The organism is Nostoc sp. 2RC (assembly GCF_014222165.1).
GTDB classification, from domain to species: domain Bacteria; phylum Cyanobacteriota; class Cyanobacteriia; order Cyanobacteriales; family Nostocaceae; genus Nostoc; species Nostoc linckia.
Genome location: NZ_JACKZU010000439.1, coordinates 1 through 6239, shown reverse-complemented (window position 1 = coordinate 6239; position 6239 = coordinate 1). Strand labels below are relative to the sequence as shown.

6 protein-coding genes are annotated in these 6239 nt (G+C 44.9%); all 6 read right to left on the bottom strand.

Going from position 1 to position 6239, the window contains the following annotated elements:
• Positions 1 to 206 precede the first annotated feature (206 nt).
• Complete coding sequence (locus GNE10_RS30785; RefSeq protein ID WP_185569638.1) at positions 207 to 797, bottom strand: Uma2 family endonuclease; 591 nt, start codon at positions 795 to 797, stop codon at positions 207 to 209.
• Positions 798 to 908: 111 nt separating this feature from the next.
• Complete coding sequence (gene fabD / locus GNE10_RS30780; RefSeq protein ID WP_185569636.1) at positions 909 to 1790, bottom strand: ACP S-malonyltransferase; 882 nt, start codon at positions 1788 to 1790, stop codon at positions 909 to 911.
• A 197-nt stretch (positions 1791 to 1987) separates the two neighbouring features.
• Positions 1988 to 2980 (bottom strand): beta-ketoacyl-ACP synthase III, encoded by a 993-nt coding sequence (locus tag GNE10_RS30775; RefSeq protein ID WP_185569634.1) that lies wholly within the window; start codon positions 2978 to 2980, stop codon positions 1988 to 1990.
• Between the two features lie 165 nt (positions 2981 to 3145).
• Positions 3146 to 4168 carry a phosphate acyltransferase PlsX gene (gene plsX / locus GNE10_RS30770; protein ID WP_099068645.1) on the bottom strand — a complete coding sequence of 341 codons (1023 nt, stop codon included), beginning with the start codon at positions 4166 to 4168 and terminating at the stop codon, positions 3146 to 3148.
• A 255-nt stretch (positions 4169 to 4423) separates the two neighbouring features.
• On the bottom strand, positions 4424 to 5905 hold the full coding sequence (locus GNE10_RS30765; protein WP_185569632.1) for a leucyl aminopeptidase: 1482 nt from the start codon (positions 5903 to 5905) through the stop codon (positions 4424 to 4426).
• A gap of 95 nt (positions 5906 to 6000) precedes the next feature.
• Positions 6001 to 6239: hypothetical protein (locus GNE10_RS35605; protein ID WP_221643046.1), on the bottom strand; the 239-nt coding region annotated here is incomplete at its 5' end.

Here is a 6239-nt window from a genome sequence, read left to right as displayed (position 1 = left end):
AACCCTCCCCTTGGCAAGGGGAGGGTGCCGTCAGGCGGGTGGGGTATCTGTCGCAAACATTTTTTGAATCGGTATTATAGGGGTTCCCTATCAATTAAAGTACATAAATTTGTAGGTAGTGGAAAGCTTTGCGCCCCTACCTTGTACCTCACTAGAACAGGAAACGCTATATTCAACAAGTGTGGTTGCAGGTATAAAGTATGATACTAGCTAATCAGAGGAAAAATCAGTGATAAATTCAGCGATATATCTGGAAATTGTGGAATATTGACAATTGCATTTGGTAAATATATTTGCTTATTTGCATAATTAAAATTACCTTGCAAATCCTGAAACGGTTGGGTGTAAACTTCTAAACAATTCGCTACTAAATTAAATATCCAATAATTAGCAATTTTATATTCAGCGTAAAGAGTTAATTTTTCTTGTGTATCGTATTTCAGAGTACTATCAAATACTTCAGCTACTAATATAATATCTTCAACAGAAGGATGCTTTGACGAATAACGATCTGCACGATAACGTGCAATCACTACATCAGGCTCAGGTTCGTTATTTGGAGGTAATGAAATTGGTTCTTGTCCCCTAACTATCGCCTGATTGTAAAGTAAAACTACTAATTCATTGACTACAGAAGAAGTACAACTACTGTGTGGTGTTCCTTTAGCAGTCATTTGGATTAATTCTCCACGAATTAATTCGATCCTTTCGTTTTCTGTAAGGAAACCTAATTCAATTAAGCGGTGATATTCTTGAATATTGAATAGTTTACGGGTGACGTTGGTTGAAGTAATCATCGCTAGAGAGAATCAATCTCAGGTTTTATTTTTAATTATAAAAATAAACAATTCAGGAGCCAGCGATCGCATTGATTCTGATTCCTGAATTCACCAGACTTTTGCAAACAATCAAACAGGCAAATCAGCAGCAGTACTGATGTTTTTTAGGATTAAATCAGGACTTGTACGTTTAATTAAGCCAGTTAAAACTTTACCAGGGCCAATTTCTATTACTTGCTCAATGCCGTTGGCTGGCAATTGCAGAGAAATTTCTCGCCAACGTACCGAACCTGTCATTTGTTCGTTGAGACGCTGTTTCAAAATTTCGGCATCAATAGAGGGAATTGGTTCTATATTCGATAAAACTGGGACAACAGCTGGCTGAAATTCCACAGATTGCAAAACGTCTTGAAATTCAGTCGCCGCCGCCGCAATTAAATGTGAATGAAATGCCCCAGAAACTTTTAAAGGAATAGCACGTTTGGCTTTTACTTGAGACATCACCGCTTGTACAGCATCGGCTGTGCCTGAAATTACCACTTGAGCCGGACTATTGTCATTTGCCAGTACGACATCAGGGGTTTCGGCAATGACTTTTGCCAACTGTTCGCGGTCAAAGTTCATCAAGGCTGCCATCATACCACCAGAGATACTATCCATCAGTTCTGCACGACGCTTCACCAGACATAAACCAGCCGACCACTCAAAGACACCCGCAACATAAAGGGCGACATATTCTCCTAAACTGTGTCCAGCAACTAAATCTGGTTGGTGTCCTCGTTCTCGAAGAAGGTCAGCAAGAATGCTTTCTACCACGTAAAGACTCGGCTGAGTGTATAGCGTCTGTGATAATTTTTCTTCTTGTGTTTGACATATTTCGGTCACAGACCAGCCTAAAATTGCCTCAGCTTGGGCAAATTTGTCTTTAGCGGCAGGGATATCTAATAAATCCATTCCCATTCCCAGTGCTTGGGAACCTTGTCCGGGAAACACCCATGCAGTTTTAGTCATTGGTCAAAAAATTGAGGAGTGAGGAGTGAGGAGTGAGGAGGGAGGAGTTGGGAGTGAGGAGGGAGGAGTGAGGAGTTGGGAGTGAGGAGTGAGGAGTGAGGAGTGAGGAGTTAATATTCATAACTCCTAACTCATACCTGCTAACTCATAACTCACAACTCATAACTCCTAACTCCTAACTCATAACTCCTAACTATTTACCTTCCCCATTCAAAAATTGCTGCGCCCCATGTCAAACCGGCACCAAAGCCGGATGTAGCAACGATGTGATTGGGTTTAATTTTGCCTTGGCGCACTGCTTCATCTAAAGCTAGGGGAATGGAAGCAGCGGAGGTATTGCCATACTGAGCGAGATTACTGATAACTTTTTGTTCTGGGATATTCAGGCGTTGGGCAACGGCATCAATAATCCGCTGATTGGCTTGATGTAGAATTAGCCAATCTATGCGGTCAACAGTGAGGTTGGCTTGAAACAAGGCTTTGTCAATGATTTCTGGCACTTTTTGGACGGCGAAGCGGTAAACTTCTTTACCGTTCATCGTAATGGGTTGGTAAGCGCCTTTGGTAACTTTTATATCAGGGAGTAGCTCTTGGGATGAGCCTGTGCAACTTAGATTGAGGTAATGGTTTTGAGTACCATCACTTTTGAGGGCAAAACCTAGTAAGCGATCGCTTTTCGCTGCCTGCAATACCACTGCCCCTGCACCATCCCCGAATAGTACACATGTGCGTCGGTCTTGCCAATCTACCCAACGAGAGAGGATATCTGCTCCTATCAACAGTACATTTTTATAGACACCAGTTCTGATGTATTGGGCTGCTGTGACCAGTCCGAATACAAAGCCCGAACAGGCTGCTGTTAAGTCAAAGGCTACTGCTTTGGTCGCTCCCAATTTAGCTTGTACTTGACAAGCACTACCAAACAAATCGTCAGGGGTAGAAGTTGCCAGCAAAATCAGATCCAGGTCTTCTGGTTTAATTCCCGCAGCTGCGATCGCCTGATTGCTGGCCGCTGTAGCGAGTACACTCAATGACTCTGATGGTAGTGCTAATCGCCGTTGACTAATTCCAGTTCTTGTGGTAATCCATTCGTCGGATGTTTCAACCAATTCACTCAATCTTTGGTTGTGTAGGGAAGTTGCCGGTACTGCTGAGCCACTTCCTGTAATTGCTATGCCTAAGTTATGCACACCTAATCTCCCCAGCTATCAGCTTTTTGTCACTTGTTGTTGGTTATTTGTCTTGGTCATTTGTCTAATGTGACTTTGCCTTTTGTCATTTGCCATTTGTTCTGTGTTGCTCTTAACCAATGACTAATGACTAATGACCTATGACTAATGACTAATAACTAATGACTAACCGCTCTCCCGCTCTAGGGTATATTGGGACTGGATTCGTTGCAGTACCTGGTTGTCAACAGCTTCTTTTGCCATGCGAATTGCATTAAAAATTGAAGGTGCTTGTGAGCTACCGTGACCGATCAAACAAACTCCTGCCACGCCTAAGAGCAAAGCGCCGCCGTGTTCTGCGTGATCCATACGCTGCTTGATCCGCTTCAGGTTTGGTTTTAAGAGTGCTGAGCCGATTTGACCGTGTAATCCTTGGGGTAATTCTTCCCTTAGGATTTGCAGAATTACTTCTCCCACAGCTTCGGCAAATTTTAATAAGACATTGCCAACAAAGCCATCACAGACAATCACATCAAAACGACCGGAAAGCACATCACGCCCTTCAGCATTGCCAATAAAATTAATTTGGGAATTTTCCCGTAGCAATTGGTGGGCGCGCACAGCTGCATCATTGCCCTTGGAGTCTTCTTCACCGATATTCAGCAAACCCACCTTAGGTTCAGCCGTACCTAAGACATATTGACTGTAAGCTGACCCCATGACAGCAAACTGCTCTAAAAACTTTGGACGGCAATCTACATTTGCGCCGACATCAAGTACTAGAACTGGTTTACCAGCCACAATGGTCGGGAAAACAGTCCCAATGGCCGGGCGGTCAACTCCTGGTAATCGTCCTAAGCGGAGCAAAGCCGATGCCATAGCTGCGCCAGAGTGACCTGCTGAAAATACTGCATCTGCCTGTTGCTGCTTGACCAAATCCATCGCCACATTGATAGAAGCGTTGCGTTTGCGTCTCACTGCGTTTAAAGGCTCTTCATCCATCGCGATCGCTTCCTGTGCGGTCACGATCTCCACCTGACCTAAACTTGTTTTTGGAGGTAAGGCAGCTTCAATTTGTTGGGGATCGCCGACCAACAATACATCTACACCCAATTCTTCCCTTGCTCGCAATGCGCCAGCAACAATTTCACCGGGTGCGTGATCCCCTCCCATTGCGTCAATTGCGATCCGTACACGAGTCGATCCCATTGCTTAGAGCTTCTAGAAACCTTACAAATTTTACCAGATGGCTTTGCCCAAAAAGCTTAACTTTCGAGATAGCCTAATACTTTTGTTAATATTGCAACATTTTTAGTGGCTAGCCCAAGATAGCACGAAATTGGGGATTGGAAGAGGACAAGGGGAAAGGGAAAAGGGTAAGGGGAAAAGGGGAAAGATTAAATTTATTCCTTTTCCCTTTAACCTTTAACCTTTTCCCCTGCCCAATGCCCCATGCCCCAGTCCCTATTCGCCAGCTGCCAATACCCAGTTAACCAGAGTCCGAACGCCGTAACCAGTTGCCCCGGAACCGTTGTAGCCGTTTTCTTTATCTGTCCATACTGGGCCGGCTATGTCTAAGTGCGCCCAAGGGGTTTCTTTGACGAATTCTTTGAGGAAAAGGGCGGCGGTAATGGCACCACCTGGACGGGGGCCTGTGTTTTTCATGTCGGCTATGCCAGATTTTAGCCCTTCAAAATATTTTTCTTCCATTGGCATCCGCCAAATTTTTTCTCCTGATGTTTGGGCGGCTTTTTCCAATTGGGAAGCGACTGCATCATCGGGAGTATATAAGCCAGCAATATCGTCACCCAAGGCGATGACGTTGGCACCTGTGAGGGTGGCTAAATCAACGATGGCATCTAATCCCAATTTATCGGCATACACTAGGGCATCTGCTAGGGTCAAACGTCCTTCAGCATCGGTGTTGTTGACTTCGATTGTTTTGCCGTTTGATGCTGTGAGAACGTCTCCTGGGTGCATGGCGCGGCCGCTAATCATGTTTTCGGTGGCTGCTGAGATAAAGTGTACTTCGGAATCTGGCTTGATTTGAGCGATCGCTTTTGCTGCACCCAAGGTTGCAGCCGCACCACCCATGTCAATTTTCATGGTTTCGATGCCACTACCAGCACCTTTAATATTCAGTCCGCCAGAGTCGAAGGTTAATCCTTTGCCAATAATTGCCAGTTTCTTTTTGGGCGTACCTTCTGGCTTGTAAGTAAGGTGAATGAATTTTGGTGGCAAATCAGAAGCTTGGGCGACTCCCAAAAAAGCACCCATACCCAATTTTTCACAGTCTTCTCGTTCCAGAATTTGCAGTTGTAAACCGTGTTCGTTGGCGATGGTTTGGGCTGTTTCTGCTAAGGTAATCGGTGTTACCGCATTGGCTGGCGCTGCTACTAACTGCCGTGCCAAAATTACCCCGGAAACTATTTGATGGGCGCGGTTAATGGCTGCTTCTTGTCCAGCAAAACCAAGTAATTCTACGGTTTCTATTTGTGGCGCTTTATCTTCTGGTTCTGATTTGAAGCGGACATCTTGGTAGAGTGCTAATTCTACACCTTCAGCGATCGCTTGGGCACTTGCCTCTGGATCGTTATTCCATAAGGGAAAACTCAAACCCAGAATTTTGCTTTTTTGCTTTTTCGCTACCCTGGCCACCGCAGCCGCAGCACGTCGCAGTGTATCTATTTTCAGTGCTTCTGGTTTTCCTAAACCCACCACAATTAATTTACGCACCGGGCTATTACCACTGATGCGGGTGAAAATAGTGCTGTTGGCTTTTCCTTTAAATTCTTCTTCAGCAATCAATTCTTTCAAGACTCCAGCAAACTTTTGATCTAAAGTTGCCAGTTCTCCAGTTAACTCTACTGCATCTTCAAATAATCCAATTGCCAGACTATCGCCTGTCCACTCTAGCAAAGGCCGATCGTTAGGTTGAATTGTCATTGTGGGATTTTATCTAAATATTCGTTCTTGTAACAGTATTGCTCAAAAATTGGGCATTGGGCATGGGGCATGGGGCATTGGGCATGGGGAAAAGGTTAAAGGTTAAAGGGAAAAGGAATAAATTTAATCTTTACCCCTTTGCCCTTTGCCTTTTGCCCTTTGCCCTTTCCCTTTACCCCTTTGCCCTTTGCCCTTTGCCCTTTGCCCTTTCCCTTTACCCCTTTGCCCTTTGCCCTTTGCCCTTTGCCCTTTGCCCTTTGCCCTTTCCCCCTTTCCCCCTTTCCCTTTCCCTTTACCCTTTGCCCTTTACCCTTTCCCCTTTCCCCTTTCCCCC